The sequence below is a fragment of the Curtobacterium sp. 9128 genome (assembly GCF_007673775.1).
Lineage (GTDB): Bacteria > Actinomycetota > Actinomycetes > Actinomycetales > Microbacteriaceae > Curtobacterium.
Genome location: NZ_VEAF01000001.1, coordinates 602,047 through 628,463, shown reverse-complemented (window position 1 = coordinate 628,463; position 26,417 = coordinate 602,047). Strand labels below are relative to the sequence as shown.

Annotated in this window: 29 protein-coding genes and 1 riboswitch; of the genes, 17 read left to right on the top strand and 12 right to left on the bottom strand. The window is 73.9% G+C overall.

Features of this window, described 5'->3' with window-relative positions; genetic code table 11:
• The first annotated feature begins 38 nt into the window (after positions 1 to 38).
• Together FS641_RS02940 and FS641_RS02935 are read left to right on the top strand one after the other, a co-directional pair.
• Positions 39 to 842 carry a GAF domain-containing protein gene (locus tag FS641_RS02940; RefSeq protein ID WP_144759574.1) on the top strand — a complete coding sequence of 268 codons (804 nt, stop codon included), beginning with the start codon at positions 39 to 41 and terminating at the stop codon, positions 840 to 842.
• A gap of 55 nt (positions 843 to 897) precedes the next feature.
• Positions 898 to 1,077 carry a hypothetical protein gene (locus FS641_RS02935; protein ID WP_144759571.1) on the top strand — a complete coding sequence of 60 codons (180 nt, stop codon included), beginning with the start codon at positions 898 to 900 and terminating at the stop codon, positions 1,075 to 1,077.
• A gap of 92 nt (positions 1,078 to 1,169) precedes the next feature.
• Here the strand turns inward: FS641_RS02935 and FS641_RS02930 are convergent, their stop codons facing one another.
• Positions 1,170 to 2,198 carry an NADPH:quinone reductase gene (locus FS641_RS02930; RefSeq protein WP_144759568.1) on the bottom strand — a complete coding sequence of 343 codons (1,029 nt, stop codon included), beginning with the start codon at positions 2,196 to 2,198 and terminating at the stop codon, positions 1,170 to 1,172.
• A 45-nt stretch (positions 2,199 to 2,243) separates the two neighbouring features.
• Positions 2,244 to 2,609 (bottom strand): helix-turn-helix domain-containing protein, encoded by a 366-nt coding sequence (locus tag FS641_RS02925; protein WP_144759565.1) that lies wholly within the window; start codon positions 2,607 to 2,609, stop codon positions 2,244 to 2,246.
• A 108-nt stretch (positions 2,610 to 2,717) separates the two neighbouring features.
• On the opposite strand from FS641_RS02925, the gene FS641_RS02920 reads away from it, so the two are divergent.
• A complete protein-coding gene (locus tag FS641_RS02920) occupies positions 2,718 to 3,365 on the top strand; it encodes an NAD(P)-dependent oxidoreductase (protein WP_144759563.1) in 648 nt (215 codons plus the stop codon).
• 167 nt (positions 3,366 to 3,532) lie between these two features.
• On the opposite strand, the gene FS641_RS02915 is transcribed toward FS641_RS02920, so the two are convergent.
• A complete protein-coding gene (locus FS641_RS02915; protein WP_144759560.1) occupies positions 3,533 to 4,858 on the bottom strand; it encodes an MFS transporter in 1,326 nt (441 codons plus the stop codon).
• Positions 4,859 to 4,977: 119 nt separating this feature from the next.
• On the opposite strand from FS641_RS02915, the gene FS641_RS02910 reads away from it, so the two are divergent.
• Positions 4,978 to 5,835, top strand: coding sequence for a LysR substrate-binding domain-containing protein (locus FS641_RS02910; protein ID WP_144759557.1), 858 nt, complete (start codon positions 4,978 to 4,980; stop codon positions 5,833 to 5,835).
• Between the two features lie 12 nt (positions 5,836 to 5,847).
• Here FS641_RS02910 and FS641_RS02905 read toward each other — a convergent pair whose 3' ends face one another.
• On the bottom strand, positions 5,848 to 6,831 hold the full coding sequence (locus tag FS641_RS02905; protein WP_186317545.1) for a hypothetical protein: 984 nt from the start codon (positions 6,829 to 6,831) through the stop codon (positions 5,848 to 5,850).
• Positions 6,832 to 7,263: 432 nt separating this feature from the next.
• Here FS641_RS02905 and FS641_RS02900 point away from each other — a divergent pair, with 432 nt between their 5' ends.
• Positions 7,264 to 8,232 carry an aldo/keto reductase gene (locus tag FS641_RS02900; RefSeq protein WP_144759551.1) on the top strand — a complete coding sequence of 323 codons (969 nt, stop codon included), beginning with the start codon at positions 7,264 to 7,266 and terminating at the stop codon, positions 8,230 to 8,232.
• Between the two features lie 79 nt (positions 8,233 to 8,311).
• Here the strand turns inward: FS641_RS02900 and FS641_RS02895 are convergent, their stop codons facing one another.
• On the bottom strand, positions 8,312 to 8,959 hold the full coding sequence (locus FS641_RS02895; RefSeq protein ID WP_144759548.1) for an NADPH-dependent F420 reductase: 648 nt from the start codon (positions 8,957 to 8,959) through the stop codon (positions 8,312 to 8,314).
• A gap of 51 nt (positions 8,960 to 9,010) precedes the next feature.
• Between FS641_RS02895 and FS641_RS02890 the strand changes: the two genes are divergently transcribed.
• From FS641_RS02890 to FS641_RS02875, 4 genes are all read left to right on the top strand, one after another.
• Entirely contained in the window at positions 9,011 to 9,307 is a 297-nt protein-coding gene (locus tag FS641_RS02890; RefSeq protein WP_144759545.1) for a GNAT family N-acetyltransferase, read from the top strand.
• Between the two features lie 19 nt (positions 9,308 to 9,326).
• Positions 9,327 to 9,788: a VOC family protein gene (locus FS641_RS02885; protein ID WP_144759542.1), complete on the top strand. Its 462-nt coding sequence runs from the start codon at positions 9,327 to 9,329 to the stop codon at positions 9,786 to 9,788.
• A 172-nt stretch (positions 9,789 to 9,960) separates the two neighbouring features.
• Complete coding sequence (locus FS641_RS02880; RefSeq protein WP_144759541.1) at positions 9,961 to 10,455, top strand: MarR family winged helix-turn-helix transcriptional regulator; 495 nt, start codon at positions 9,961 to 9,963, stop codon at positions 10,453 to 10,455.
• Complete coding sequence (locus tag FS641_RS02875; protein ID WP_144759539.1) at positions 10,452 to 10,958, top strand: metallophosphoesterase; 507 nt, start codon at positions 10,452 to 10,454, stop codon at positions 10,956 to 10,958. Before FS641_RS02880 ends, FS641_RS02875 begins: the two co-directional genes overlap by 4 nt.
• On the opposite strand, the gene thiD is transcribed toward FS641_RS02875, so the two are convergent.
• The 3 genes from thiD to thiM all read right to left on the bottom strand — a co-directional run bounded on the left by thiD (position 10,883) and on the right by thiM (position 13,976).
• Complete coding sequence (thiD, locus tag FS641_RS02870; protein ID WP_260855625.1) at positions 10,883 to 12,373, bottom strand: bifunctional hydroxymethylpyrimidine kinase/phosphomethylpyrimidine kinase; 1,491 nt, start codon at positions 12,371 to 12,373, stop codon at positions 10,883 to 10,885. The genes FS641_RS02875 and thiD overlap by 76 nt on opposite strands.
• A gap of 5 nt (positions 12,374 to 12,378) precedes the next feature.
• Positions 12,379 to 13,098, bottom strand: a complete 720-nt coding sequence (thiE, locus tag FS641_RS02865; protein WP_144759535.1) for a thiamine phosphate synthase — start codon at positions 13,096 to 13,098, stop codon at positions 12,379 to 12,381.
• A complete protein-coding gene (thiM, locus tag FS641_RS02860; RefSeq protein WP_144759533.1) occupies positions 13,095 to 13,976 on the bottom strand; it encodes a hydroxyethylthiazole kinase in 882 nt (293 codons plus the stop codon). Before thiM ends, thiE begins: the two co-directional genes overlap by 4 nt.
• Positions 13,966 to 14,061, bottom strand: a riboswitch (TPP riboswitch). Its footprint overlaps the gene before it by 11 nt.
• A gap of 57 nt (positions 14,062 to 14,118) precedes the next feature.
• On the opposite strand from thiM, the gene FS641_RS02855 reads away from it, so the two are divergent.
• Positions 14,119 to 15,030, top strand: a complete 912-nt coding sequence (locus tag FS641_RS02855; protein WP_144759531.1) for an NUDIX hydrolase — start codon at positions 14,119 to 14,121, stop codon at positions 15,028 to 15,030.
• Between the two features lie 450 nt (positions 15,031 to 15,480).
• Here the strand turns inward: FS641_RS02855 and FS641_RS02850 are convergent, their stop codons facing one another.
• Complete coding sequence (locus FS641_RS02850) at positions 15,481 to 16,665, bottom strand: MFS transporter (protein WP_222122037.1); 1,185 nt, start codon at positions 16,663 to 16,665, stop codon at positions 15,481 to 15,483.
• Positions 16,666 to 16,718: 53 nt separating this feature from the next.
• Entirely contained in the window at positions 16,719 to 17,360 is a 642-nt protein-coding gene (locus FS641_RS02845) for a GntR family transcriptional regulator (RefSeq protein WP_222122036.1), read from the bottom strand.
• Between the two features lie 204 nt (positions 17,361 to 17,564).
• On the opposite strand from FS641_RS02845, the gene FS641_RS02840 reads away from it, so the two are divergent.
• The 3 genes from FS641_RS02840 (at position 17,565) to FS641_RS02830 (ending at position 20,507) form a co-directional block, all read left to right on the top strand.
• A complete protein-coding gene (locus FS641_RS02840) occupies positions 17,565 to 18,311 on the top strand; it encodes a phosphotransferase (RefSeq protein ID WP_186317544.1) in 747 nt (248 codons plus the stop codon).
• An 81-nt stretch (positions 18,312 to 18,392) separates the two neighbouring features.
• Positions 18,393 to 19,499: a winged helix DNA-binding domain-containing protein gene (locus FS641_RS02835; protein WP_144759525.1), complete on the top strand. Its 1,107-nt coding sequence runs from the start codon at positions 18,393 to 18,395 to the stop codon at positions 19,497 to 19,499.
• Between the two features lie 75 nt (positions 19,500 to 19,574).
• Positions 19,575 to 20,507, top strand: coding sequence for a DnaJ domain-containing protein (locus FS641_RS02830; protein ID WP_144759523.1), 933 nt, complete (start codon positions 19,575 to 19,577; stop codon positions 20,505 to 20,507).
• Positions 20,508 to 20,531: 24 nt separating this feature from the next.
• Here FS641_RS02830 and FS641_RS02825 read toward each other — a convergent pair whose 3' ends face one another.
• Positions 20,532 to 20,894, bottom strand: a complete 363-nt coding sequence (locus FS641_RS02825; protein ID WP_144759521.1) for an RNA-binding S4 domain-containing protein — start codon at positions 20,892 to 20,894, stop codon at positions 20,532 to 20,534.
• A gap of 96 nt (positions 20,895 to 20,990) precedes the next feature.
• Between FS641_RS02825 and FS641_RS02820 the strand changes: the two genes are divergently transcribed.
• Both FS641_RS02820 and FS641_RS02815 read left to right on the top strand, forming a co-directional pair.
• Positions 20,991 to 21,236 carry a ferrous iron transport protein A gene (locus FS641_RS02820; protein ID WP_144759519.1) on the top strand — a complete coding sequence of 82 codons (246 nt, stop codon included), beginning with the start codon at positions 20,991 to 20,993 and terminating at the stop codon, positions 21,234 to 21,236.
• Positions 21,237 to 21,312: 76 nt separating this feature from the next.
• Complete coding sequence (locus tag FS641_RS02815; RefSeq protein ID WP_144759517.1) at positions 21,313 to 22,509, top strand: hypothetical protein; 1,197 nt, start codon at positions 21,313 to 21,315, stop codon at positions 22,507 to 22,509.
• Here FS641_RS02815 and FS641_RS02810 read toward each other — a convergent pair.
• Positions 22,506 to 24,056: a S1C family serine protease gene (locus tag FS641_RS02810; protein ID WP_144759515.1), complete on the bottom strand. Its 1,551-nt coding sequence runs from the start codon at positions 24,054 to 24,056 to the stop codon at positions 22,506 to 22,508. The genes FS641_RS02815 and FS641_RS02810 overlap by 4 nt on opposite strands.
• A 167-nt stretch (positions 24,057 to 24,223) precedes the next feature.
• On the opposite strand from FS641_RS02810, the gene FS641_RS02805 reads away from it, so the two are divergent.
• Together FS641_RS02805 and FS641_RS02800 are read left to right on the top strand one after the other, a co-directional pair.
• Positions 24,224 to 25,258 (top strand): iron chelate uptake ABC transporter family permease subunit, encoded by a 1,035-nt coding sequence (locus FS641_RS02805; protein ID WP_144759512.1) that lies wholly within the window; start codon positions 24,224 to 24,226, stop codon positions 25,256 to 25,258.
• Entirely contained in the window at positions 25,255 to 26,292 is a 1,038-nt protein-coding gene (locus tag FS641_RS02800; protein ID WP_186317543.1) for an iron chelate uptake ABC transporter family permease subunit, read from the top strand. The genes FS641_RS02805 and FS641_RS02800 overlap by 4 nt, the downstream gene beginning before the upstream one ends.
• Positions 26,293 to 26,417 lie beyond the last annotated feature (125 nt).

Genomic DNA, 26,417 nt, shown 5'->3' with positions numbered 1-26,417 from the left:
CGGCCGTGGAGGTCGGTGGTCGCACTTAGCGTCGAGGTGTGGGTCAGGGGAACGAGCGGACGGACGGCAGGCGGTACGGCGACGTCGTGCTGCCGATCGTCGCGGCCGCACTGCCGACGGCGGTGTTCCAGGCACCGAACCTGGTCGGCGTCCCCGTCGAGCGCGCCGTCCTGGTCGTCGTCGCCCTCCTCGTGTTCGCGGGCGTCGTCGTCTGGCAGGTCGTGCGTGCCCGTCGGTCCGCCGCCGCTCGACGCCGCGCCGAGGAGGCCGGGGCCACAGCGCTCGCCGCGTACGAGGTCGCGGTGCAGTACGGCTTCGGGCAGATCGCCACGCGGCTCACCCGGTTCGCGGCGCACGACCACGCGACCAGACGGAGCGAGCTCGGTGCGTTCGCCGACCGCGCCGCGGCGGCCCTGGCGTTCTACCTGCTCCCACACGTGCCGGACGTCCGCGCGAACGTCTACCTGCTGTCCCCGTCGCTCGACGCCCTCGAACCGATCGGCCACGGCGGTGCCGGCGACACGGCGGGCACCTTCCGCGCCGGGACCCCGTACGGCGACCGCAACCTCGAGTGGGTGCTGGCGGGTGGTCAGCCCCGGGTCGTCGGGGACCGGGAGTCGGACGTCGACGCCGTCGACGACGCTCCCGACTTCGACCCGCGCTGGCGGTCCTACGTCGCGGTCGTCATCCGCGGGGAGGGCTACTCGTTCGGCATGCTCACGGTCGACTCCCCGGCCCCCGATGCCTTCGCCGACCTGGACGTCCGGAACGTCGACGTCGTGGCCCAGTACGTGGCCGCCGCATGCACGATGGCGTTCCCGGTCCGCGAGCGCACGACGTGACGCCCTGGCTCGTGACCCGGGTGCGCGTGTCGGTCGACGGTCGTACCCTGGCGCCATGACGAGCGTGCACCCCGGTCCGTTCTCGTTCGGCCGCGCGCCGGTCGGGCGTCGCGAGCGCCTGGTCGAGCCCACGGATGCGGACTACGACGACCCGAACGTGGTCGCGGCGAACCTCGACCGGGCCCTGCGGGCGGCACGCGCCCGGCTCACCGGGCGGCCGCGCCGCCACCGCTGACCGACGCGCACCGGATGCGCGGACGCCACGTGCGGCCCTGCGTTTCGAGACGCCGCGCCGCCCTTCCGCGCCGCGGCCGCGCCGTGACGCCGCTACTCGGGCTGCACGTCGATGAGGACCTTCCCCACGGTGTCCTGTTCGACGGCGTCGTGCGCGGCGGCCGTGTCTGCGAGGTCGAACCGCGTGATCGGCAGGCCCGCGTCCTCACCGACGGGCAGGACGCCGTCGTGCAGCGCCTCGGTGACGTCCTCCGCTGCGGCGGACAGGGCTTCGTCGCCGATCGTGTAGAGCAGCAGGAACTGGTAGCGGGCGTTGATGCTCATGTTCGGACGGATCGGGATCGTCGCCTCGTCACCGCCGTTGTTCGCGTAGATCGAGACCACGCCGTGGTTCGCGAGCACCTCCGCGACGAGCTGGGCGTTCTGCGGGATCGACACCTCGACGACGATGTCCACCCCGTCGGGGGCGATCGACCGGATCTGGTCGGCGGCGTCGTCCTGCCGGTAGTTCACCGTGTGGTGCGCTCCCGCAGCGGTCGCGAGGGCGGCCTTCTCGTCCGAGCTGATCGTCGAGATCACCGTCGCGCCGGCCCAGCGTGCGAGCTGGATCGCCGCGTGACCGACGGCTCCGGCGCCGCCGGCCACGAGCACGGTCATGCCGTCGAGGGCGCCGGGTCCGAGCCGTGCCGGGCCCTCCTCGTGAGTGGTGAGCGCACGGTGCGCCGTCATCGCGGGGACGCCGAGGGAGGCACCGACGTCGAACGAGGTGCCGTCCGGCAGCCGGACCGCACGCGACGCCGGCACCACCGTCAGCTCCTGGGCGGTCCCGGTCGGCCGACCGGACGCGGACATGTAGAGCCAGACCCGGTCGCCCACCGCGAGCTCGTCGACCCCGGGACCGACGGCGTCGACGACACCGGCGCCGTCCTGGTTCGGGGTGATCTCGGGGAAGGGCAGTCCGTCGCCGTAGGTCCCACCAGCGCGGGCCTTCCAGTCCGTGGGGTTCACGCCGGAGACGACGACCCGGACCCGGACCTCGCCGGCGCCGGGCTCCTGCGGGTCGCGGTCCGCGAGGGAGAGGACGGACGAGTCACCGGGCTTCGAGTAGACGATCGATCGCATGAGACCAGGCAACCACCGGTGGCCGACGCCGATTCCAGGCTGCGGTCAGTGTGCGGCGTCGTACCGTTCGCGGGCGAGCTCCACGTCGGCCATGTTCGACGTCGCCCAGTCCTCGAGCGGCTGCAGCACGGTGCGGAGTGCGCGTCCGGCGTCGGTGAGCGCGTACTCGACGTGCGGCGGGATCTCGGGGAAGACCGTGCGGGTGACCAGACCGTCCCGTTCCAACGCGCGGAGGGTCTGCGTGAGCATCTTCTGCGACACGCCCTGCACACGCGCGGCGATCACCGTGTACCGCTGGGGACCGTCGGCGAGTGTCCCGATCGTCAGCACGCTCCACCGATCGCCGATCCGGTCGAGCAGCTGTCGCGAGGGACAGTCGGCGGCGTAGGGGCTGTACTCGAGTGCGCTCATGGGTCCTCCTGCACCGGAAGTCACGCACCGTGAGGTGCCTACTTACCGAAAGAGAGTAACACCCCTACAGTGAGTCACGACCGACCGCACCACACGAGAGGAACACGCATGAGCAGGATCGTCGTCGTCGGAGGGACCGGGTACGCCGGGTCCGCCATCACCCACGAGGCGCTGTCGCGCGGCCACCAGGTCGTCGCGATCGCCCGCGACACTTCGAAGCTCGAGCCCGCCGAGGGCCTGACCCTGGCGCAGGGGGACGCGTTCGACGCGGACTTCGTCGCCGAGACCACGAAGGGCGCCGACGTCGTGGTCGTCTCGCTGCACGCGGTGCAGGCGGACGGCAGCGAGCTCAAGGACCACTTCCAGCACTTCGTCGACGCGGCGGCAGCGGCGGGTGCGCGGCTCGGCATCGTCGGTGGCGCCGGGTCGCTCAAGGTCGCGGAGGACGGGCCGGCCCTGTTCGACACGCCCGACTTCCCCGACGCGTTCAAGGCCGAGGCGAAGAGCCACGCGCAGATCCTCGACGCCCTCCGCGCGAGCGACACGGACGTCGACTGGTTCTACGTGAGCCCGGCAGCCGCCTTCGGCAGCTACAACCCCGGCGAGCGTCGCGGCACCTACCGCACGACGGACGAGGTCCTGCTCACCGACGCCGACGGCAACTCGGACATCTCCGGTGCGGACTACGCCATCGCGATCGTCGACGAGATCGAGCAGCCGGCGCACCACCGGGCGCGCTTCGGCGTCGCGTACTGACGCCCTCGAGTACTGACGCCCCGGCTCGCACCGCACCCCTGCGCGCACACCGCACCCCGTCCTGACGGGGTGCGGTGTGCGGAGCGGGGTGCGACGCGACCGCATGCCGGACGGGAGGCCCGGTGCCAGCTGGCACCGGGCCTCCCGTCCGTGGACGCGCCCGTGTCTCAGCGGTGCCCGACGATCGCCGGGAGCGGGACGTGGTGCCGCATCCGCACCGACAGGTGCAGCCCTCCGCGGCGGGCGAGCACGAGCCCGACCACGGCTGCTGCTGCGGCCGGGATCCCGCCGGCGACGACCATGCCGACGTGTGCGCCGAAGTGGTCGACCACCTGCCCCATGAGCGGACCGCCGATCGCCTGGCCGCCGAGCAGCACGAGGACGTAGAGGGACATCACGCGCCCGCGGATCGCGATGTTCGAGGACAGCTGCACGAGCGAGTTCGAGGCGGTCTGGAACAGCAGCTGCGACATCCCGACGGCGACGAGCATCACGGTGAACGGCGCGATGAGCGGGATGCTGCCGGAGACGACGAGCAGGACGCCGGTCCAGAACACCCCGCCGACGATGGTGCGGAGCCGGACCACGGCCCGTCGGGTGGAGAGCAGCGCGCCGGCGAGGGCGCCGATGGCGATCGCCGAGTTGAAGACGCCGTAGCCGCCGGCGCCGACGTGGTAGACCTCGGACGCGAACGCCGAGAGCAGCACCGGCATGGTCAGGGCGAAGACCGAGAAGAACGCCACGAGGACGACCGGCACGATGATCGTCGGCTTCCGGACGGCGTACCGCAGTCCCTCGACGAGCTGGCCCTTCGCGCGCGGTGCCGGCGGCGTGCGGTGTAGCTCGGACACCCGGAGGAACCCGAGCGTGACGACGACCGCGGCGCAGGCGATCGCGTTCACCCCGAACGACCAGCCGGCGCCGACGGCGACGAGCAGGGCGCCGGACAGTGCCGGGCCGATCATGCCGCCGAGCTGGAAGACCGAGGAGTTCACGCTGATGGCGTTCCGGAGGTGCTGCTGGCCGACGATCTCCGTCACGAACACCTGCCGGGCGGGGTTGTCGATGACGGTGACCATGCCGACGACGAAGGCGATCGCCCAGATGTGCCAGGCCTGCACCACGCCGCTCAGCGTCAGCACCGCGAGGAGTGCCGACAGCACCGCGAACGAGCCCTGCGTGATCATCATGAGCGCACGCTTGGAGAACCGGTCGACGATGACCCCGCCGAACAGTCCGAAGAACAGCATCGGCGCGAACTGACAGGCGACCGTGATGCCGACCTGCGCGACGGAGCCGGTCAGCTGGAGCACGAGCCAGTCCTGCGCGATCCGCTGCATCCACCCCGCGGTCATGGCGACCAGGTTCGTCGCCGTGAACAGCCGGAAGTTCGGCACCGACAGGGCGATGAGCGTGTGCCGCCACGGCGGTCGCTCGGCCTGGATCGGCAGGGGCTCGGTGGGTGGGGGGAGGGTCGTCGATGACGCGCTCACAGGTGGGGTTCTCCGGCTGTCGGTGGTCGAACAGGTACCCATTCGAAACTACGTGGACGAGACCCATTCGGCGACCGTATGCTCGCTATCACTCCATTGCGATGTCGAATGAGGTCCCCGTGCTTGACCCGGTGCTGCTGCAGACCTTCCTGGCCGTCGCCGAGACGCGGAGCTTCACGCAGGCGGGGGCGCGGCTCGGCATCAGCCAGCCGACGGTGTCGCAGCACGTCCGCCGGCTCGAGACGGCGGTGTCGCGGACGCTCGTCGCCCGGGACACCCGCGGCGTGACGCTCACCGACAACGGCGACGCGATGGCCGGGTTCGCCAGGACGATCCTCGCGGCACACGCCACGGCGGACGCCTACTTCTCGGGGTCCGCGACCCGCGGACGCCTCCGGTTCGGTGCGGCGGACGACCTCGCGATCACGCAGTTGCCGCGGATCCTCCGGGACTTCCGGCGCCTGCACCCGCAGGTGAACCTCGAGCTCACGGTGAACCAGTCGACACCGCTGCTCCGCCGGGTGCACGCGGGACAGCTCGACCTGGTGTTCATCAAGCAGACCGCGGGGGAGTCCGCCGAGGGGACCCGGGTCGCGACGGACCAGATGGTGTGGATGGCGCAGGACGGCATCGCCGTGGAGCGGGACGAACCCGTGCCGCTCATCGTCTACCAGGCGCCGAGCATCAGTCGGCAGATGGCCATCGACGCGCTCGAGGCCGCCGGTCGCACCTGGCGGATCACCTGCAACACGCGGGACGTCAACGGGGTGCTCGCCGCCGTGCGGGCCGGGATCGGCGTCGCGGTGTTCCCGCACTCGCTCATCCCCGCGGACCTCGTCAAGGTCTCGCAGCGCCTCGGCCTGCCCGACCTGCCCGCCGTCGACTACGTGCTCATCGCGAACCCGACCGTGCAGCGCGAACCGATCGACGCCCTGACGAACGCGATCCTGTCGCGGGGCGTGGTCCGCGCGGTCTGACCGGGCCGCAGCTCAGGGGACGAGCGTGGGGACCGTGCCGGAACCGGTGAGGTCGGGCAGCGTCACGCCCGCCGCCGGCAGGACGACGGTCGCGACGGCCCAGAGCAGCACGAGCGTGCCCACGGTGCCGAGGACCGCGCCGAGCAGGGCGACGGGTCGCTGCCACGTCGCCGCGGGGTTCCGCAGGGTGACGACGGAGAGCAGCACGCCGAGCACGCCGAGCAGCACCCCGACGGCGTGCACGGAGCCCGGCGCGGTGAACCACCACGCCGCGAGTCCGAGGGCGGCGATGCCCGCGACGGCGCCGAGGACCGCGCCGGGTGTGGCACCGAGCGCCCGTCGCGCGGTCGACCGGGTCCGTGCGGCACGGTCGGTGGCCGGTTCCGTGGCCGGCAGCGCGGCGGCCGTCGCATCTGTGGCCGTCGTCGCGGCGGCGGACGGGAGGCTCGGTGCGGCCTGGCCGGCGTTCGTCGCGGTCGTCTGGTGGTCGGCTCGCGGGCCGGCGCCGGTCAGGGCGGCGTCGCCCGTCCTCGGCGCGGGCATCGCCGCGGGGGTCGCGAGGAGGGCCGGCGTCGCCTGCTGGTGGGCGAACCGCGCCGGCGTCCGGTACCCGACCGGGCCCGCGGGCGCCGGCTCGGAGCCCTCCACGACGACGTGTTCGAGTCCCGGCACGGAGAACCGCGGCTGACCGGTGCGCGGGACGACCGGACCGGCCGGTGCTGCCGGGGCAGCGATGACGGTCTCCGGGTCGGCGTCGGCCGAGACGACGTCCATCGGGACGGTGGCCACCGTCACGGCGTCGACCGGCACACGGGCGGCGGGAGCGGGGGCGGCGTCGATCGGTGAGGACGGCGCCGGTGCCCGCAGCGCCCGGGTGTCCGTCCCGGCGACGAGCTGGTCGAACGGCACGGTGTGCACGGTGGGGGAGGTCGGTGCCGGCGGGAGGTGCTCCTGGTCCGGCGGGAAGTCCGGTGCGACGGCGTCCGGGTCCAGCACGGCGGTGGCGTCGGGGGCGACGGCCGGCGCCGGTTCGGCCGGTCCCGCGGTCCCGGCCGACGGGGCGGGAACTGCGGACGGGGCCGGAACTGCGGACGGGGCTGACAGGGTCGACGGGGCGGACACGGCCGGCGGTGTGGACAGGACCGACGAGGCGGACAGGGCCGGCGGGGCGGACGCGACCGCGGGGACGGACGGCGGGGCCCCGACGACGGGGGCCGGCGTGGCGGAGGCGGGTCGAGCCTCCCGGTCGGCGGTGCTCTCCACCGGAGCCGTCACCCATGCGGGGACGGGACGGCGTGGTCGCTCGGAGTCGGGCATGCGGTGCGACGCCACGTGTGCTCCCTCCGGCCGCTGGTCCTTGGTCATTCCTAACGGGCGGTCGTCGTCGTGGTGCAGCCCCAGTTCCGGGGACGCCGGTACGGTCGAGCCATGGCAGCGATCGAACACCGTCCCCTCGGCCCGTCCGGGCTCGTCGTCTCCACCGTCGGCCTCGGCTGCAACAACTTCGGTCGTCCGGGCACCGCGACCGAGACGCAGGACGGTACCGACGCCGTCGTGCACGCGGCCCTCGACGCCGGCGTGACCCTCCTCGACACCGCCGACGTCTACGGCGGGACCCCGGGGCAGTCCGAGTCGATGCTCGGCACGGCCATCGCCGGGCGACGCGACGAGGTCGTCCTCGCCACGAAGTTCGGCATGGACATGCGCGGGTCGAACGGGCCGGACTGGGGTGTCCGCGGCTCCCGTCGGTACGTCCGGCTCGCCGTCGAGTCGTCGCTCCGTCGGCTCGGCACGGACTGGATCGACCTGTACCAGATGCACCGACCCGACGCGGTGACGCCGATCGAGGAGACGTTGTCGGTCCTCGACGACCTCGTGCGCGAGGGCAAGATCCGCTACGTCGGGCACTCGAACTTCGCCGGGTGGCAGATCGCCGAGGCGGAGCTCACCGCATCCATCGCGGGGACGACCGCGTTCGTGTCCGCCCAGAACGAGTACAGCCCCCTGGCCCGTGCCGTCGAGGACGAGGTCCTCCCGGCGGTCCGTGCCTACGCCCTCGGGTTCCTGCCGTTCTTCCCGCTGTACAACGGGCTGCTCAGCGGCAAGTACACGCGGTCCGGGGGCCCGGCGGACGGACGTCTGACGACGCGGAAGCCGGAGCTCCTCGAGCAGGCCCCGTGGGACGTGCTCGAGGCGTACCAGCGGTTCTGCGACGACCGCGGTGTCACGATGCTGCAGGCCACCTTCGCCTGGCTGCTCGCGCAGCCGGGCCTCACCAGTGTGATCGCCGGCGCGACGAAGCCCGAGCAGATCGCGCAGAACGTCGACGCGGGGACCGCGTGGATCCCGAGCGAGGACGACCTCGCCGAGATGACGCTCGTCTTCGAACGGGCGTGACGGGCGTGACCGGACGGGCCTGACGGGCGTGACTGGACGGGCGTGACGGGCGGACGCCCTCGGGCGCCCGCCCCGCCGGTCACATGTCGCGGTAGCGCTTGGCGTCCGCCACGGCCTGCTCGAGCTCGAGTGCCGCGTAGGGCTTGACGTAGCCGGGGGTGTCCCGCTGGATGCGCCAGCCCTCGGCGAGTGCGCCGATGTCCACCGCGTCGAAGCCGAACTCGTCGAGCAGGTCGGACACCACGCGCTTGGCCTCGGCGTCGTCGCCGGCGACCACCAGGGCACGTCGGCCGACGGTGCCGGCCGGGCTCCCCGCGGTCGTGAGGTCCGCCGCGGCGATGTGGTTGAACGCCTTCACGACGCGGGCGCCGGGGAGGTGGTCCTGCAGCAGCTCGGCCGTCGTGGTCGTCTCGTCGTCCAGTGCCGCGATGTGCCCGTCGCGCTGCGGGTAGTAGTTGTTCGTGTCGATCACGACCTTGCCGACGAGGGGCTCGACGGGGATCGTCTCGATCGCGGCGAGCGGGGTCGTCACCACGACGAGGTCGCCCTGTTCGGCCGCCTCGTCCCGGGTGACCGCGTGTGCTCGGTCGCCGAGTTCGGACACCAGGTCCGTCAGCGTCTCCGGCCCGCGGGAGTTCGCGATCGCCACGTCGTACCCGTGCTCCACCGCCAGTCGTGCCAGCTGTGCTCCGATGTTGCCTGCTCCGATGATCCCGATGGTCGTCATGCACCCAGACAACGCCGTGCCCCTCGGAGCATTCCGAGGCAGGATGGCGGCATGGCACACGAGTTCCGCAACGAGACCGACCGACAGCGCTACGCGCTGTACGTCGACGGTGAACTCGTCAGTGTGCTCGACCACCGCGAGAACGCCGACGCCGTCGCGTTCCCGCACACCTACACGGTCCCGGCGCACCGCGGGCACGGCTACGCGGCCGAGCTCGTCGAGTACGCCGTGGCCGACGTCGAGACCAGGACGGACAAGCGGATCGTGCCGATGTGCTGGTTCGTCGGCAAGTGGTTCGACGAGCACCCCGAGAAGGCCTCACTCCTCAGCCGCACCGCCGCGGACTGAGCCGACGACAGGACACCCCGTGCGACAGATCGTCCCCTTCATCTGGTACGACGGGCAGGCCGAGGAGGCCGCCCGGTTCTACACCTCGGTGATCCCCGACTCGACCGTGGAGCACGTCGAGAAGCTCCCCGACGGCAGCACCCTCGTCGTCGAGTTCCGACTCGGCGGCCAGCCGTACCGGGCGATGAACGCTGGCCCCGGCCACCCGCACTCCGACGCGATCTCGTTCCAGGTCGACGTCGAGGACCAGGCGGAGCTCGACCGCATCTGGGACGCGTTCGTCGACGCCGGCGGCACCCCGGTCGCCTGCGGCTGGCTCACCGACGCATGGGGCGTCTCGTGGCAGGTCACGCCGGCGGACATGGGCGAGATCATGAGCGCCGGTGGTGACCCCGAGGGGGCCGGACGCGCGTACCAGGCGATGCGGCAGATGGTGAAGCTCGACATCGCCGCCCTGCAGGCAGCGGCGCGCGGCGCGTAGCGGGTCGTGCCCGCGGCTGCGGGATCGCGCACTCCGGCGGTCCGTCGCGCAGCCGTCGGCGATCCGCCGCGACGCACGGCCCCACCGCGCCGGTATCGTGACCGGGAAGACCCCCGGGGGCGGCCGAGACCATCCCACCGCCGACGACCGGGGACGACAGGTTGGAGCCAGGATGGACCACCCGAGGTCCGACGTCCGGGACGCTGACATCGGACGGGCCTACACGGAACTGTCCCGGATCACGCGCCGTGCGAGCATCCGGGCGCGGGGCGACGACTCCGTGCTGAGCATCGTCGACCAGTCGCTCGTCGACTTCGTCGTGCTGCACCCCGGCTGCATGGCGATCGACATCGCCCGGTACCTGCGACTGAACCGCTCCACGATCTCCCGGCAGCTCGCGGGGCTGCTCGCCGCGGGCCTGGTCCGCACGACCGACGGCGGCACCGGCAACGCGAAGCCGCTGGAGGTCACCGACGCGGGGCGTGCGGCGCTCGAGCGGTCGGTGAAGCTGCACCGCGACGCCCTCGACGAACGGATCGCGAGCTGGTCCGACGACGACATCGCCCTGCTCGCCGGACTCCTCGAACGGCTCGGCGCCTCTGACGAAGCGGGACTGCCGATGCCCGCCAGGGTGACGCCGGACGACACGGACGTGTCGCAGCCGTGACGACCTCGATGGTGCTGCTCTCGGACACGCACCTGCCGAAGCGGGCGAAGGACCTGCCGCCGGCGCTGTGGGCCGACATCGACGCCGCTGACCTGGTCGTGCACGCCGGGGACTGGGTGGACCTCGCCACCCTCGACGCCGTCGCGGCGCGGTCCGCGTCCTTCGTCGGTGTCCGCGGGAACAACGACGGGCCCGAGTTCGACGACCGTCTGCCCCTCGTGGCCCGCGTCGCCGTCGAGGGGCTGCGGTTCGCGGTCGTGCACGAGACCGGGCAGGCGGCCGGCCGGGAACGCCGGATGGCCGCCGCGTACCCGGACGTCGACGTGCTCGTGTTCGGGCACTCGCACATCCCGTGGGACACCGTGGCGCCCGGCGGCCTCCGGCTGCTCAACCCCGGCTCGCCCACGGACCGGCGGCGGCAGCCGGATCACACCTGGATGCGGTGCACCGTGTCGGGCGGATCGCTCGACGTCGAGCTCGTGCGGTCCCCGCCGAGGTCGTAGGGCATCCGGAAGAACGCCAGCTCCCACCGGGTCGAGGTGCGGAACGCCCAGGCCATCGCCCCACGGACCGCCGGGTCAGCGACGTCGGCGAGTTCCTCGACCATCGCGGTGACACGCGCGCTCGACGCCGCGAACTCCTCGTCGCGGTAGGCGGTGACCCAGTCGGCGAACGGGTGGTCGGGCGGCGCGGTGCCGAGCTCGGCCCCGACCCAGGCGTAGACCCGGAAGCACGGCAGGACGGCCGCCGCCAGCACCGCGACGTCGGGGTGAGCCGCCGCCGCGTCGAGGTGCGCGAGGTAGCCGGCGCACGTCGGGTGCACCGGGTCGTCGGCGTGCGTGCCGGCGAGGCGGCGGTGGTGCAGCCTGGCCGCCTCCTCGTCGCAGCCGAGCGCCGCCCGTCGCCACGTCGCCGCGGCGTCGCCCGTGCTCCGTGCGGCGATCGCGGCGAGGTGCCGTCCGTAGGCGCGGAGGTAGTGCACGTCCTGCGCCAGGTACCCCGCGAACACGTCCTGGTCCAGGGTGCCGTCAGCCAACCCACGGAGGAACGGCGTCTCGATCGTCGCGTCGAGCAGCTCCCGGACGTCGGCCCACCAGGCGTCCGTGCTCCGCGGTGCGGGCAGCGCCGCCCGCAGGACCGCCCCGTGGTCGACCGGACCGTTGCCACTGCCGACCCGGAGTGCGTCAGCACCGCGGAGCGCAGCGGTCAACCAGGCCTTCGCCCCGCCCACCGCGATCTCCCAGTCGCCGTGACGCGCGACGAGCGTCGCGATCGCGCTCGACAGCGAACACCCGGTCCCGTGGGTGTTGTCCGTCACCACCCGCGGCGCCGTGAACACGCGCGTCCTGCCGTCGGGCGCGACGAGGACGTCGTCCGAACGGTCGCCGCCGGCGTGTCCGCCCTTCGCGAGGACGATCACCTCCCACGCCGCGGCCACCCCGCGTGCCGCGACGACCGGGTCCGCGGCGTCGACGCCGGCCAGCCGTGCGAGCACCGTCAGCTCCGGACGGTTCGGCGTGACGAGGTCGGCGTCGGCGAGCAGCGCGGTCATCGCCTGTTCCCCCTCCGCGTCGAGCAGCCGGTCGCCGCTCGTCGCGACCATCACCGGATCGACCACGACGAACGGCGGCCGCGTGGTCCGCAGCCAGTCGGTCACCTCCCGGACGACGGCGGCGGTCCCGAGCATCCCGACCTTGACGGCGTCCACCTCCACGTCGTCCGACACGGCATTGAGCTGGTCGCGCAGGACCCGGACGTCCGGGACGTGCACCGACCGCACGCCGTGCGTGTTCTGCGCGACGACGGCGGTCACCACCGCCATGCCGTAGCCGTCGTGCGCCGCGATGGCCTTGAGGTCCGCCTGCAGGCCGGCCCCACCTGTCGGGTCGGTCCCCGCGATGCTGAGGACGCGCGGCACCCGGGTCACCGAGGACCACCGGCCTGGAGGCGCGGCCCGCGCCCGGTACGGCGTCCCACGTCGGCAGCAGCGGGCGCGGAGGCCGACCACGCCGCCACGTAGGACGCGGCAGCCGAGCCCGGGTCCGGCGCCGCGCAGATCCCGGAGACCACGGCGACGCCCGACGCCCCCGCTGCGTGCAGGGGTGCGACGTCGTCGAGGTCGATCCCGCCGATCGCGACGGACGGCAGTTCCGTCGCGGCGGCCAGACGCTTGAACCCGTCGTGTCCGAGCGCCGGCGGATGGTCCGGCTTGGTCGTCGTCGGGTGCACGACACCGACGCCGAGGAGGTCGACCGTCCCGTGCGGCAGCCGGGCGACGGCGTCGAACTGCGCCGGCGTGTTCGCCGTGAGCCCGACGTGCGCCGCCGGCCCGAGCAGGGCCCTCGCCGCCGTCACGGGCACGTCCGACTGCCCGAGGTGCACCCCGGCGACACGGTGCCCCGCGTGCCGTGCGACGAGCGCGACGTCGAGCCGGTCGTCGACGACCACCGCGACGTGGTCACCCACCGCAGCAGCCACGGCGCACGTCAGGGCGAGGAGGTCCCTGGCGCTCGCGTGCTTGTCCCGCACCTGCACGATGCGGACCCCCGCGTGCACGGCCGACCGGACGACACCGACGACGCCGTGCCCGTGTCGGTCGCACAGCGCGGTGTCGGTGACCAGGTAGACGCCGAGGTCCCTCATGCGGCGGCCTCCTCGCCGATCCGCGCGGCAGCGACGAGCTCATCGGGTGTGAGGGACGCCAACCGGTCGAGGAAGTGCACCGAGAACGAGCCCGGCCCGGCGGCGTCCCGAGCCGCGAGCTCCGCCGCGATCGTGTGCACGGCGGTCCCGGCGACCGACGCGCCGAGCGGGTCGTCCGGCGCCACGGCGGTGAACGCCGCGACGACCGCTCCGAGGGCGCAGCCGCCGCCGGTGATGCGCGTGAGCATCGCGGAGCCGTTCGCCACCCGGACCACCGCGCCGGACCCGTCCTGCGCCCGGGACCCGGCGATGAGATCGACCGGGCCGGACACCGCCACCGCGCGGGGTCCCGCGGTGCCGGTGCCGTCCCCGGTCCGGGCGGCCAGGACCGCGGCGACGGCGGACGCCCGGGCCTCGTCGGTGCCCGCCGTGCTGTCGACCCCGCGTCCGCCCGCCGCGTCGCCGAGCAGCGCGAGGACCTCCGACGGGTTGCCGCGCAGCACGGTCGGACCGAGGGGGAGCAGCTCCCGGGCCAGTGCGGTCCGCACCGGCAGGGAACCGACCGCCACCGGGTCGAGGACCCACGGTGTCCCGTGGTCGACGGCGGCCCGCGCGGCCTCCACCGACGCGACACGCGACTCGGCGTGGGGGGTGCCGGTGTTCACCAGCAGGGCGTCCGCCACCCGGGCGAACGGCCCGGCCTCGGTGGGCACGTCGACCATCGCTGCCGAGGCCCCGAGCGCGAGCAGCACGTTCGCCGTGACGTTCTGCACCACCGTGTTCGTGATGCACTGCACCAGCGGCGCCCGGGCACGGACGGCCTCGAGCAGCTCGGCGGAACGGTGGGCCCAGGCAGGGGAGGGCGCAGGAGTGTTCATCGGACGATCCCTTCGCGAGTACGAACTCGAGCAGGTTCGACGGGTGTGATCTCAGCCGCCGGATGCGGCACCCCGTGTCTTCGGACGTCACCGTACACGCCGTCCGCGGTCCCGTACACACGCCGTGTGCCAGGCTGGGACCGTGCCAGACGAGCTGCCCCCAGGTCCTCCGCCCGGTCCCCGCGACCCCGGTGACGCCTGGGCGTACGGGCCGGACGGCACGAAGGCATGGGGGCTCTTCGGCGCGGCCGGACTGCTCGTCGACGACGGCGACGGCCGTGTCCTCCTGCAGCACCGGGTCGAGTGGAGCCACCACGGCGGGACCTGGGGCATCCCCGGCGGTGCCCGCCACGAGCACGAGGACGCCGTGACCGGCGCGCTCCGCGAGTCGGCCGAGGAGGCCGGCGTCCCCGAGGACGGGGTGGACCTCCGCCACACCGCGGTCCTCGACCTCGGGTTCTGGACGTACACGACCGTGGTGGGGCGTGCCTCCCGTCCGTTCCGGCCGGTCATCGCCGACCGCGAGAGCCTCGCGCTCGAGTGGGTCCCGGTCGACGCCGTCGAGGACCTGCCGCTGCACCCCGGTTTCGGGGCCTCGTGGCCGGCGCTCCGCGGAGCCATCGACCGCACCCCGCAAGTCGTCGTCGACGCGGCGAACGTCGTCGGCAGCGTGCCGGACGGCTGGTGGAGGGACCGCGCCGGCGCCGCCGCCCGGCTCGTCGCAGGGATCGCCGCGCTCGCCGCGGTCGGGGTCCCCGCACCGCTCCTCGACCTCGGGTTCACCCGGTGGTGGCCGCGGTGGACGGTCGTGCTCGAGGGTGAGGCCCGCGCAGCGACGGCCGACGTCCCGGGTGCCGCGTCCGGCACCCCCGGCGTCCGGGTCCTCGACGCTCCCGGGTCGGGTGACGACGCGATCGTCGCCGCTGCCCGCACCGCGGTGGAGGCCGGCGACGGCCCCGTCGTGGTCGTGACGGCCGACCGGGAACTCCGAGCGCGGGCGGAGGCCGCCGGCGCGACGAGCCGCGGCCCGTCCTGGCTCCGCGACCAGCTCTGACGCCGCGCCGTGCTGCGCCGCACGGTGCGTCGTTGCGCCGTTCCCTCGCGCCGCACGGTGCGCCGTTGCGCCCGTTCCCGCGCGCCGCACGGTGCGCCGTTCCCCAGCTGGTGCGGCGTTGGTCGATCCGTGCGCCGGTACAACCTGGCACCGAGCGGTCAACCCCGCACCAGGCCCAGCTGGGAGCGCAACCACGCACGGTGCGCCCTTCCCCTGCGCCGCACGGTGCGCCGTTCGCGCAACGCCGCACGGTGCGCCCTACCCCAGGCGGTGCGGCGTTGGTCGCCCCGTGCGCCGGTACAACCTCGCACCGAGCGGCCAACCCTGCACCAGCTCAAGCCCCGCCCCCGCACCCGCGCCCGCCCCCGCACCCGCGCCCGCACCCGCGCCCGCGCCCGCACCAGCGCAAGCGCCCGCGCCCGCGCCCGCAAGCGCCCCCGCCCCCCGCGCCTACGCCGGGATGTGCCGCCGCGACGACACGAGCACCGCGACCCAGGACACCAGCCCGAGCGCAACGACGACCCAGAGCACGACGGGCAGCGCCACCACCTGCGCCACCGCCGCGATGACCGCCGGCGCGAGGAACCCGGCGTACGCCACCGCGTAGAACACCCCCGTCAGTCCGGCCAGGTCCCGCGGCCCCGCGATGCGCTGCACCTCGAGCAGCGCGGACACGAGCGCGATCCCGATCCCGGCGCCGATCACGACGTTCGCAGCGAGGCCGATCCACACCGACTGCTGGACGATCGCGACGGTGACGACCGCGATGCCGACGGTCATCAGGAGCACCGCGGTGGCGAGTCCGCGCGCCGACGTGACCGAGTGCACCCGCTTCGCGAGCGGCTGGACCGCGCTCGACACACCGAGCGCCACGACCGTGGCCGCGGTCGCGAACACGAGGCCCCACGTGCCGGTCGCCCCCGTGAGGCGCGTGGGGAGGTATCCGTACCCGATCGCCGCCGACCCGAACACCCACGGCGCCGCGACGAGGACGACCCGCGTGAACCGTCGGTGTCCGGCGCTGGGGATCCCCAACTGCCGCCACCACGGTCCCGCCACACCGCCGGAGGTCTGCGTCTCGGGGGTCCGCCACACGACGACGGCGAACGGCAGTGCGACCGCGATGTGCACGAGGAATGGCAGGACCTCCGGGATCGGTCCCCACTGCGCGATGAGCCCGGCGACCAGCGCACCCGAGGCGGACCCGAGCGTGAACGCGAGGGACGCGCGGCGTGCTCCGGACGCCACGTCGGCCCCGGGGTCGAACCGCCCCTGGGAGAGCTCCTTCACCCAGCTGTTGCCGACGGCCATGGCGATGCCGACGGTGACACCGGCGAACAGGCGGCCGGCCATCAGGAACCCGGGACCGAGCGGCCCGAGTGCGAGGAGTCCGCTGCCGACGACGGCCGACGCGATGCCGATGAGCATGAGCGGCCGACGACCGTGGCGGTCGGAGAGCGACCCGGCGACGAGGAGCGCCGGGGCGAGTCCGAGGACGTACACCCCGAGGAACACGGTGACGAGCACGGACGAGTAGTGCGCGCGCTGTTCGTACATGAGCAGCAGCGGGCTGAACTGGTTCCCGCCCCACGAGCAGACGAAGACGGCTCCCCACACCATCAGCCACGGCTTCACGGCCGCTCGTGACCGCGAACCGGCAACGGGGACCGGGATCGACCCCGTGGCGCTCACAGCGCACCCCGGTGCGACGCGACGTGCCGACCGAGGACCGCCGCGTACCGACTCGCGTCGCCGTCGGACAGTGCGTCGGCGAGTGCCCGGTGGTCGTCGAGCGACGACTGCAGCTGGGCCGGCTGCACCCGCATCAGCTGGTGCCGGAGTCGCTGCTGCCGGTCGCGGAGGGTGCGCGCGAAGAGGACGGCGATCGCGTTCCGCGACGCGCCGATCACGGCACCGTGGAACTCGGCGTCCACCTCGACGAACCGGTCGACGTCGCCGGCGAGCACGGCGGCCTCCTGTTCCGCGAGCATGGCCTGGAGGCTCGGGGCCAGGTCCGCCACGCGGCCGTCGGCGACGACACGGGTCGCCGCGGTCGACTCGATCGCCTCGCGCATCTCGAGGACGTCCCGCGCCTCGTTCGGCGACATCGGGCGCACGACGGCGCCCTTCCGGGACTCGAGAGCGATGAGCTCCTCGGCCGCGAGCCGGAGGAACGCCTCGTGGACCGGGGTCCGCGAGACCCCGAGGTCCTGGCAGATCGTGTTCTCGCTGATCGCGGTACCCCCGGCGAGGTCACCGCGGATGATGGCCCGCTTGACGTGCTCGTAGGCGCGGTCCGAGGCCGCCGGGGTCGTCGTCGTGCTGTTCACGAGCGACGATCCTACGCCTTGCATGCAACGCTGCATGCGTCGGACGGGCTCCGGATGCGACGGATGTCGGACACCGGGTGCGATGGAACGCGACATCCGCGTGCCCGGGCGGATACGCTGACGTGCACGCCGACGGTCGTCCGACAGACGCCCGCGGTGGCCATGGCACGTCGACGACGACGACCACGACAGGAGCGGGCACTCATGGAGCGCATCACCAAGACCGACGACCGGGTCCGCCGTCCGGCCGGCCCGTGGACCCCCACCGTGCACCGGTTGCTCGCACACCTGCACGAGCAGGGGTTCCTGGCAGCACCGGAGCCCATCGAGCTCGACAACACGCTCGAGACGGTCTCCTTCGTCCCCGGTCTCGCCGGCGAGTACCCCTGGACCGAGGACGTCGCGAGCGAAGCCGCCCTCGTCACCAGTGCCCGGATGCTCCGGCACTACCACGACGCCGCGGCCGGGTTCGCCCTCGACCCCGACGTCGACGTCTGGTCCCAGCCCGGTGCCGGCCCGGTCGAGACCGTCGTCCACGGCGACTTCGCGCCGTACAACTGCGTCTACGACGGCGTCGTCGCGGTCGGCATCATCGACTTCGACACCGCGCACCCCGGGCCGCGGGTCTGGGACGTCGCGAGCGCGGTCTACCGGTTCGCGCCCTTCACCACCGGGGCCGTCGAAGGCTCCACCGCGCCGACCCTCGACGCCCGACTCGCCCGTGCGGCGGAGTTCTGCCGCGCCTACGGACTCGCCGAGGCGTCACGGTCGCTCCTCGTGCCGACGATGCTCGCCTCGATCGCCGCGCTCCTGACGATGCTCGAGGAAGAAGCGGCCGGCGGGAACCCGAAGTTCATCAGCGACCTCGCCCACGGTCACGCCGACCTCTACCGCGCCGACCTGGCCTACATCGAGCAGCACGCCGACGCCATCACCGCCGCGGTCGTCTGAGCACCGACGACGTGCCCGAGCCGACGTGCCCGAGCCGACGTGACCGAGCCGACGTGACGGCAGCGACGTGAGCGCGGCGTCGTGACCCCCACGCGAGCGCAGCTGCGGGCCATGCGGCTCGCGGCTCAGCGCATCGGGTCCCCGGCGTCGGTGGGCACCGCCGCGGGACCCGTCCTCGACGTCGTCGCGCACATGACGGCGCTGCAGGCGCAGGACCTCGGGCAGGCGCTCTGGGCGATCGGGGTCCGCGCGCTCGGCACCACCCGCGCGGACGTCCGAGCGGCGCTCGACCGCGGTGACGTCGTGCGGTCGTGGCCGATGCGCGGCACCCTGCACGTGCTCCGCCCGGACGACCTCCGGATGCTGTCCTCCCGCACCGCCGCCAGGACGATCCGCCAGACTGCGCGACGCCGCGCCCAGCTCGGCCTCGACGACACCGTCGTCGACCAGGCCCGCTCGGTGGTGATCGACGCCCTCCACGGCGGTCGGTCCCTGCCCCGCGACGACCTGTTCGCCCGGTGGCGAGAGCACGGCATCGACCCGACCGGCGGCCGCGGCACACACCTGCTCCTCCACCTGGCGGTCGAGGGGCTCGTGGCCTGGGGGCCGACGAACGGGACGGGCCAGGACCTCGTGCTCCTCGACGAGTGGGCTCCGGCGGTCCAGCCCGTCCCGGACCGCGACGAAGCCCTCGGTCGTCTGATGGTCGGGTACCTCCGTGGGCGCGGACCGGCGACCGAGGCCGACGCCGCGAGCTGGACGAAGCTGCCCCTCGCCGACGTCCGTCGCGGCGTCGCGGTCGCGGGGGAGGCCGTCGAGGACCTCGGTGACGGGGTCCTCGCCCTGGCGGACCGCGTGCCGACCCGCCCGGTCGCTCCCGTCCACCTGCTCCCGGGCTTCGACGAGCAGCTGCTCGGCTACGCGGACCGCACCGCGCACCTCGACACCGAACACGCCGACCGGGTCGTCCCCGGCGGCAACGGCGTGTTCCTGCCGATGGTCCTGCACCGCGGACACGTCGTCGGTACCTGGAGCCGCAGCGAGCGCACGCACGACGTCCGCGTCACGGTGACGGCTTTCGTCCCGCTGCCACCCGCAGTGACCCGGGCGCTTCGCCCGGCCGGGGACCGGTACGCCCGCTTCCTCGGCCGCCCGCTCGACCTCCACCTGCACGCCGACACGGACTGAGCGACCGACGCCCCAGCGAGCGTTCAGCGTCCGTTCGGCTGCCGCCGACACTCCCTCCGGTACTGTGCCAGGGCCATGACCGACAGCCCGGCCGACGCCACCCCGTACGAGGTCCTCGGCGTCCCCGCGACCGCGGACGACGAGGAACTCCGCCGCGCGTACCGTCGCGCCGCCCGCGAGACCCACCCCGACCTCGGCGGCGACGCTGTCCGGTTCCGCCGCGTGCAGATCGCCTGGGAGCGCGTCGGCACCCCCGCCGCGCGCCGCGCCTACGACACCGGATCGCGCCCGACGTCGGCACCCTCCGGCAGCGCGGTGTGGCGACCCGGGTCCGGTCGGGACGAGTACGCCCCACCCGCCGCACGGCGTGACTCCCGCCCCCGGGCACGGTCCCACGGCCATCCAGGGGGTCGCTCGCGCGAGGTCTTCCTCGCCGCGGAGCGGGAGTGGGTCGGACTCGGTGACCCCATCGAGGACCCCTACGACCCGACGCTCGTCCGCTCGGCGCCGCGGTCCGTCCGGCGGCTGCTGGGTGAGGCGCTCGCGGAGGAGGCGACCGCGTCGATCGTCGCCGACATGGGCATCGGCGTGACCGTCTGGCACGACCTCGACGCCGGTGCCGAGGGCAAGCTCGACCACGTCGTGCTGCTGCCGAGCGGCCTGTGGGCGCTCGAGTCCATCGACTGGGGCGGCCCCGTGCGGATCGACCACGGCGAGGTCGTCGGCGACACGCTCGAGCCGGGGGAGCGCCCGGTGAAGGAGCTCGTCCGCGCCGCACGCGCCGTGCAGAAGCAGACGCGGGTCCGGTTCACCGGCCGGCTGCTCGTCGTGCCCGACTCCGCGGTCGACCAGGACGTGCAGCTCGTCGGCTCCCCGAAGAAGCCCACCGCGTACGTGGTCCGCCGCAGTGCGCTCGGCCAGGTCCTGAACGGCGTCTGGTCGCCGGAGGGTGCCGTCGACGTGTTCGAGATCCGGGACCGCCTGCAGCAGACCGTCCGCTTCGTCTGACCGTCCGGGAGCCGCAGAGTCTGGTCAGTACCCGCGGAGCTTCTCGAGGTCGCGGCGCTCCCGCTTGCTGGGGCGGCCGGCGCCGCGCTCACGCATCGGGACGAAGCCGGCCTCCTCCTTCGGCAGCTGCGGCGGGGTGCGGTCGTCGAGGTGCTTCGCGGCCTCGGTGGCACCGACACGCTTCAGGATGATGCTCCGCACGACCACGATGCGGTCGAACCCGGCCTGTCGCACCCGGACCTCGTCGCCGGGACCGACGGGTGTGGACGGCTTCGCCCGCTCGCCGTTCACCCGGACGTGCCCCGCCTTGCACGCGGTCGTCGCGGCGGACCGGGTCTTCGTGATCCGGACCGCCCAGATCCAGCTGTCCACGCGGGCCTTGTCCATCCCTCCACCCTAGGCGGCGCGAGCGCGAGCGCGAGCGCGGGCGGCCCCGCCCGGCCTGTCCCGGCCCCGCCCGCCCAGCACCGTAGGGTCGACGGCGTGGACGAACAGGCACGGATCGCCAGGGCACTCGCCCTCGGCCTGCTCGGCGACGCCACGATCGGCGAACGCGTCGTCGTCCGGGCCCGCGACGGCGCCGGCGCGACCGACGCCCTCGGCGACCTGGTGGCACGGACACCGGACTCCGTCACGATCGACACCCGCCGCGGACGCGTCGAGGTGCGCCTCGCCGACGTCGTCGCCGCCAAGCGCGTCCCACCCCCGCCGGAGCGCCGTCCACGCTGACGACCGGCTGGTGCGAACCGCGGCACCCCGGCGAGCCGTCAGCGGCCTCGCCCCGGCTGCGTCGTAGCCTTCGGCCATGGCAGTCCCCGTCCCGCTCGGCTCCGAGGACCGCACCGCACGGGTGACGCTCCGCCACCCCGACTCCTGGCGTCGCGAGGACGTGTCCCAGGCCGACCTCCGCCTGTCCGGCGACGACGTCGTCCTGACCGTCCGCTCCCGCCCGAGCGACCGCGGCATCGGCGACGAGAACGCCTCGCTCCTGGAACGGCTGCCCGGTTCCGTCGACGGTCTGCTCCTCGTCGGCTGCGACGTCTGGGCATCGGTCGGCGCCCCGGCACGGCTCGTCGAGTACGTCCGTCCCGGTGCCGACCACGAGGACCACGAGTCCACCGCCGTCGCGGGAGCCCACCTGCTCTTCGTGACCGGACGCCACCGCGTCGACGTGACCGTCGAACGACCGCTGGTCCGGCTGGACGCCACGGACGACGCCGTCTTCGCGGTGCTCGACTCCGTCCGCGCCGTCGGCCCGGTCACGGCCGCCGCGCCACGCGACCTCGAACCGCTGCCCACCGCCCCGACACCGCAGGGCATCGAGGGGCCCCGCCTCGACTCCGACGCGCTCTCGACGTTGCAGAGCACGGCCGGCAAGCGCTGGAGCCCGACCCTGCTCCGCACCCCGGGCGGGCGCGGACTGGTGGACGCCGGCCTGGTCGGGCGCTTCGGCACCGTCCCGGCGACCACGCAGACGCTCATCGAGCCGTGGGCCGAGGCGGTGCAGCCGACCACGCTGGAACAGCACCTGCCCGACGGGCGCGTGTCGCGCCTCCAGGCCTGGGCCGGCACCGTGGTCGACGGGACGGACGACGGCGACTCGGTGGTCACCCGGCTCGCGCCGGAACGCGTGGTCGCGATCGCGGCCGGGAGGCTCGGTGTCGGTCCGACGTGGACCTTCCCGTTCCGCACGGGGTCGCTCCGGGCCGACCTGCTCGACCGGCGCCTCGCCGGCGGCGACACCGCCCCCGACCTGCCCGAACACCTCGCGGAGGCCGACCCCCGGCTCGCCCGGTTCTGGGCGGCGCCGTGGACGGTGTCCTACCTCCGTCGTCCGGGGACACCACGTCCGGTCACGATCGTGCGCGCCGAGGGCAACGGGTTCGCCCGCGTCGGACGCACGGACGCCGGCGCCTCCGCCTTCCGTGCGGAGTCGCCGGCGAACGTGTACCGGTCGCTGGTGCGGGCGTTCCTGCCCGCCGTGCCTGCTGCCGAGGGCTAGGCAGCCGGGCCGGCGGTCAGGGTCACCGTGACCGTGGTCGCGGCACCCGTGCTGTCCGTGTAGCCGACCGAGACGCGGTCGCCGACGGACTTCGACTGGATCACCTGGGTGAGCTGGTCCGCGCTCGTGATCGCCGTGCCGTCGATCGAGGTGATGGTGTCCCCGGCGGCGAGCCCGGCGGCGGCCGCACCCGACCCGGCGACGGTCCCGGCGACCGCCACACCGCCCGTGGTCCCCGACGTCCCACCGGCCGCGCCGCTCACCTGGACACCCAGGAAGGCCGGGAGGCCGATCGTGATCGTCCCGGTGGCGTCACCGGCCAGGATCTTGTCCGCGATCGACTTCGCCGTGGTGATCGGGATCGCGTAGCCCGTGACGTCGGCCGAGCCGGACGACGCCGCCGTCGCCATGCCGACGACCTCGCCCTCGGAGTCGAGGACCGGTCCGCCGGAGTCGCCGGAGACGATGTCGGCAGCGACCTCGATGAGACCGTGCAGCGACTCGGTGCCGGTGCCCGACTCGCTCTGGACCTGGATGTCCTGGTCGGTCGCGGTGACCGTGCCGGTCGCGGCGACGAGGTTGCCGGTGCCCTCGGCGTTGCCGACGTCCGTGACGGCGTCCCCGGTCTTCGGCTCGCCGTCGTCGTCGAGCGTGACCGTCGACAGGCCGGACGCGCCCTCGAGCTTGAGGACCGCGACGTCGTTCGTGGCGTCGGCACCGACGACGTCGGCCTTGTACTCCTTGCCGGTGGTCTCGTCGGTCACCGTGATGCTCGTCGCACCCTGGATCACGTGGTTGTTCGTCAGCACGGTGCCGTCCGAGGTGAGGACCATGCCCGTTCCGGCGGCCTGCGAGGAGGCGTCGTAGTTCATCACGGTGTCGATCGTGACGAGCCCCTTCTTCTGGGCGGCGGTGGCGGCGGTCGCGGGAGACTGCGTGCTCGTCCCGCTGCCGGACGACCCGCTGCCGTCGCCGGAGGAACCGCTCCCGCTCCCGTTGCCGGGGACGGTGAAGCCGTAGGTCCCGCTCCCGTTGCCCGTGCCCGGCGTGGTGGTGGTGCCCTGCGACTGGCTCGACGTGGTCCTGGTGCCGGACGAGGTCAGACCGAGCGCGGTGCCACCGGCAGCGCCCACGATCGCGAGCGCGGCGATGCCGGAGCCGATGACCAGCCCGAGTCGGCGCTTCCGCGAACCGGGGCGGGTGCCGAACGCGCCGCTCCAACCGGGGACCGTGGACGGGTGCTGCGCCTGGTGCCCGTACGGCGCGTGTGCGTCGTGCCCCGCGTGCGGGGCTGCCTGGGTCCAGGCGCCCGCGGTGCCGGCCAACGCCGGGCTCCCGATCAGGTACGGGCCGCGCCCGTCGTGCGTGTAGGCGTAGGGGCCGGAACCGTCCGGCGCGTAGAGGTACGGACCGGAGCCGTCGAAGGCGTAGGCGGGACGGAGCGTCGACCGGTCCGCGTGCGGCGCCTCCCACGAGGAGCGGGGCGTGGCCTGCGCGTCGTTCGGGGTGGTGCCCGGCTCGGCGTCGGGGTTCGGGATCTCGTTCATCGGTGCTCTCCGGTCGCTCTCGACGTCCCGGTCGGGCGTCGATGGGTACGAGTACAGGCCCGTTCCCCATGACGGAGCTATGAACGAGCCCTGCACGCGCTCACGACTGCCTCGACGATCGCCGAGGAGCCGTCACCCGACGAGCCGTTAGGGTTGCCTCACCCCTCATGCGTTCCCCGTCGCCCGTGCCTCCCGCGCCCAGCTCCGTCCGCCGACTCGTCGGCGCGACGGTCCTCGCCGTCGTGGTGCTCCTCGTCGCGGTGGCGCTGAGCATCGCCTTCGGATCGCGGCCGATCCCGCTGGGGACGGTCCTCGACACCGTGCTGCACCCGGGCCGGAACGACGAGATCGGCCTCATCGTCCTCGGCAACCGGGTGCCGCGCACCCTCGTCGGGCTGCTCGCCGGTGCCGCACTCGGCGTCGCCGGTGCGGTGATGCAGGGCGTGACGCGCAACCCGCTCGCCGACCCGAGCATCCTCGGCATCAACTCCGGCGCGGCGCTCGCGGTGGTCACCGGCATCGCCGTCTTCGGCATCAGTGGCACCGCCGCCTACCTGCCCTTCGCCTTCGTCGGCGCGGCCCTCGCGGCACTCCTGGTGTACGGCATCGCGGCCGTCGCCCGCCGCGGGCTGACCCCGGTGGGGCTCGCGCTCTCCGGTGCCGTGGTCGCTGCCGCGCTCGGGTCGGTCTCGACCGCCGTCCTCGTGACGAGCCAGAGCCTGCTCGACCAGCTGCGGTTCTGGCAGGTCGGTGCGCTCGCCGGGAAGGACCTCGGCACCGCCGGGATCGTCACCGTCCCCGTGGTCGTCGGGCTCGGCATCGCGTTCGCCCTCGGTCGGTCGCTCAACACGCTCGCACTCGGGGACGAGCTCGCGGCGTCGCTCGGGCAGCGTGTCGTGGTGGTCCGTGCGGTCGGTGGCCTGGTCACGGTGCTGCTCGCCGGGTCCGCGGTCGCCGCCGCCGGGCCGATCGCGTTCGTCGGGCTGGCCGTGCCCCACGCCGTCCGCCGGTTGAGCGGTCCCGACCACCGGTGGACGATCCTGCTGTCCGCCCTCGTCGCGCCGGCGCTGCTCCTCGTCGCCGACGTCATCGGACGCGTCGTGGCGTACCCGGGGGAGCTGCAGGTCGGCATCGTGACGGCGCTGATCGGTGCGCCGGTGTTCATCGCACTCGTGCGCTCGCGGGCGGTGCGTGGCCTGTGAGCAGGGGTGAGGTCGTCGACGCCCGGGCCGGCCGGGTCGCCGCTCCCGGCCGACTCCGGGGAGCGCGACGTGAGCTCGTGGTGCTCGGGGTCGTGCTCGTCGTGCTCGTCGCCCTCGTGCTCGTCGGCCTCGGCGTCGGCGACATCCCGCTCTCGCCGGGGCAGGTCGTGGCGGCGATGGTCGGGCACGGCGACACGATCTCGGACTTCGTGATCGGGCAGCTCCGCGGGCCGAGGACCCTCGCCGCCGTCCTCGTCGGGGCCGCGCTCGGCGTGGCGGGCGGCATCGTGCAGAGCGTCGTCCGGAACCCGATCGCGAGTCCGGACGTCATCGGCATCACGTCCGGCGCGAGCGCGTCCGGCCTGACCGCGATCGTCCTCTTCGGGGTCTCCGGCATCGGCCTGTTCTGGACGGTGCTCGTCGGCGCGGTGCTCGTGTCACTGCTCATCGCCGCCCTCGCCTGGCGTCGGGGGATCACCGGCAACCGCGTGGTGCTCGTCGGCATCGGGGTCGCCGCGATGTCGCTGAGCGTCACCGGGTGGATGCTGACCAGCGGCACCGTGCAACAGGCCGGCACCGCCCTGCTCTGGCTCTCCGGCAGCCTCAACGCCGTCGACCGGGACGTCGTCGGCGTGCTCGCGGTCGCGTTCGTCGTGCTGATGGCCGCGGCCCTCGTGCAGTCCCCACGGCTCACCGTCCTGACCCTCGGCGACGACGTCGCCGCCTCGCTCGGGCTCCGACCGAACCGGGCGAAGCTCCTGCTGTTCCTCACGGCCGTGTGCCTCACCGCCGCCGCCGTCGCCACCGCCGGCCCCGTGTCCTTCGTCGCGCTGATGGCCGCGCCCCTGGCCAGGAGGCTCGTCGGCGGTGGCCGGGTCGCGCTCGGCGTGACGGCCGTGGTGGGCGCCGTGGTCGTCCTGGCGAGCGACCTCGTCGCACAGTTCGCGATCCCCGGGAACACCCTGCCCGTCGGCGTCGTCACCGGTGTCGTCGGCGCGCCCTACCTGCTCTGGCTGCTCGCGCGCGGCCGCTGACCGGCGTTCCGGGCCGTGGAGCCGAGCGCGCAGCTGTCCGCTCGTCGCGGACAGCGGATGTCACCCGTCCACGGGACTCTCGCGCACCCAGGCGTTTCCGATACGCTTGGTTGCCAAGAGGAGGA

Bases quoted from the DNA above. Each gene is read 5' to 3' on its own strand.
- FS641_RS02935 (WP_144759571.1), top strand. From the start codon at position 898: ATGACGAGCGTGCACCCCGGTCCGTTCTCGTTCGGCCGCGCGCCGGTC.
- FS641_RS02930 (WP_144759568.1), bottom strand. From the start codon at position 2,198: ATGCGATCGATCGTCTACTCGAAGCCCGGTGACTCGTCCGTCCTCTCC.
- FS641_RS02925 (WP_144759565.1), bottom strand. From the start codon at position 2,609: ATGAGCGCACTCGAGTACAGCCCCTACGCCGCCGACTGTCCCTCGCGA.
- FS641_RS02920 (WP_144759563.1), top strand. From the start codon at position 2,718: ATGAGCAGGATCGTCGTCGTCGGAGGGACCGGGTACGCCGGGTCCGCC.
- FS641_RS02900 (WP_144759551.1), top strand. From the start codon at position 7,264: ATGGCAGCGATCGAACACCGTCCCCTCGGCCCGTCCGGGCTCGTCGTC.
- FS641_RS02895 (WP_144759548.1), bottom strand. From the start codon at position 8,959: ATGACGACCATCGGGATCATCGGAGCAGGCAACATCGGAGCACAGCTG.
- FS641_RS02890 (WP_144759545.1), top strand. From the start codon at position 9,011: ATGGCACACGAGTTCCGCAACGAGACCGACCGACAGCGCTACGCGCTG.
- FS641_RS02880 (WP_144759541.1), top strand. From the start codon at position 9,961: ATGGACCACCCGAGGTCCGACGTCCGGGACGCTGACATCGGACGGGCC.
- thiE (WP_144759535.1), bottom strand. From the start codon at position 13,098: ATGAGGGACCTCGGCGTCTACCTGGTCACCGACACCGCGCTGTGCGAC.
- thiM (WP_144759533.1), bottom strand. From the start codon at position 13,976: ATGAACACTCCTGCGCCCTCCCCTGCCTGGGCCCACCGTTCCGCCGAG.
- FS641_RS02840 (WP_186317544.1), top strand. From the start codon at position 17,565: ATGGAGCGCATCACCAAGACCGACGACCGGGTCCGCCGTCCGGCCGGC.
- FS641_RS02830 (WP_144759523.1), top strand. From the start codon at position 19,575: ATGACCGACAGCCCGGCCGACGCCACCCCGTACGAGGTCCTCGGCGTC.
- FS641_RS02825 (WP_144759521.1), bottom strand. From the start codon at position 20,894: ATGGACAAGGCCCGCGTGGACAGCTGGATCTGGGCGGTCCGGATCACG.
- FS641_RS02815 (WP_144759517.1), top strand. From the start codon at position 21,313: ATGGCAGTCCCCGTCCCGCTCGGCTCCGAGGACCGCACCGCACGGGTG.
- FS641_RS02810 (WP_144759515.1), bottom strand. From the start codon at position 24,056: ATGAACGAGATCCCGAACCCCGACGCCGAGCCGGGCACCACCCCGAAC.
- FS641_RS02805 (WP_144759512.1), top strand. From the start codon at position 24,224: ATGCGTTCCCCGTCGCCCGTGCCTCCCGCGCCCAGCTCCGTCCGCCGA.